We start from the raw sequence: 1,078 nt of genomic DNA on the forward strand, positions 1-1,078 counted from the left end.
GCGTCTTCGACCTCTTCAAGATCGGTATCGGGCCGTCGAGCTCGCACACCGGCGGGCCGATGGCGGCCGCGCACCGCTTCGCCCGGGGGCTGCACGCCGACGGGCTGCTGGAGCGGGTGGCGCGGGTGCGGGTGATCCTGTACGGCTCGCTCGGGCTGACCGGTAAGGGGCACGGCAGCGACAAGGCGGTGCTGCTGGGGCTGTCGGGGGACAAGCCGGAGCTGGTCGATGTCGACCGGGTCGACGAGCGGCTGGCCGAGATGCGCGCCTCGGGGCGGATCCGGGTGTTCGGCGAGTGGGAGATCCCGTTCGTGGTGGGCGAGGATCTGGTGTTCGAGCGGAAGATCTCGTTGCCGGAGCATCCGAACGGGATGCGGTTCACCGCGTTCGATGCCGCCGGGCAGGTGGTGCGGGAGAAGGTGTACTTCTCGGTGGGCGGCGGGTTCGTGGTCGATGAGTCGGCGACGGGTGCCGATCGGATCAAGCCGGATGACACGGTGGTGCCGTATCCGTTCACCACGGGTGAGGAGTTGCTGAAGCACTGCGCGGCGACGGGGTTGTCGGTGTCGGGGTTGATGCTGGAGAACGAGAAGGCGTTCGGCCGGTCGGAGGCGGAGATCCGGCAGCAGATCGTCGGGTTGTGGCGGGTGATGTCGGAGTGCGTGCGGCGGGGGATCGCCAAGGAGGGGGTGTTGCCGGGCGGGTTGAAGGTGCGGCGGCGGGCGCATCAGTTGCATCGGCGGTTGCAGGCCGAGTCGCCGGAGGCTGATCCGTTGCACGCGATGGATTGGGTGGGGTTGTTCGCGTTGGCGGTGAATGAGGAGAACGCTGCTGGGGGGCGGATCGTGACGGCGCCGACGAATGGGGCGGCGGGGATCGTGCCGGCGGTGTTGACGTATTACTCGCGGTTCGTGCCGGGGGCCGATGAGGACGGGGTGGTGCGGTTTTTGTTGACCGCGGCGGCGGTGGGGGTGTTGTTCAAGGAGAACGCGTCGATTTCTGGTGCTGAGGTGGGGTGTCAGGGTGAGGTGGGGTCGGCGTGTTCGATGGCGGCGGCGGGGTTGACGGAGGTGTTGGG

1 protein-coding gene is annotated in these 1,078 nt (G+C 68.6%); it reads left to right on the forward strand.

What is annotated here, in order from left to right; translation table 11 throughout:
* On the forward strand, positions 1-1,078 hold a 1,078-nt coding region (locus ABZX22_RS45280), incomplete at both ends, for an L-serine ammonia-lyase (protein WP_354923577.1).

The organism is Nonomuraea sp. NPDC003804 (assembly GCF_040610675.1).
Classification (GTDB): Bacteria; Actinomycetota; Actinomycetes; order Streptosporangiales; family Streptosporangiaceae; genus Nonomuraea.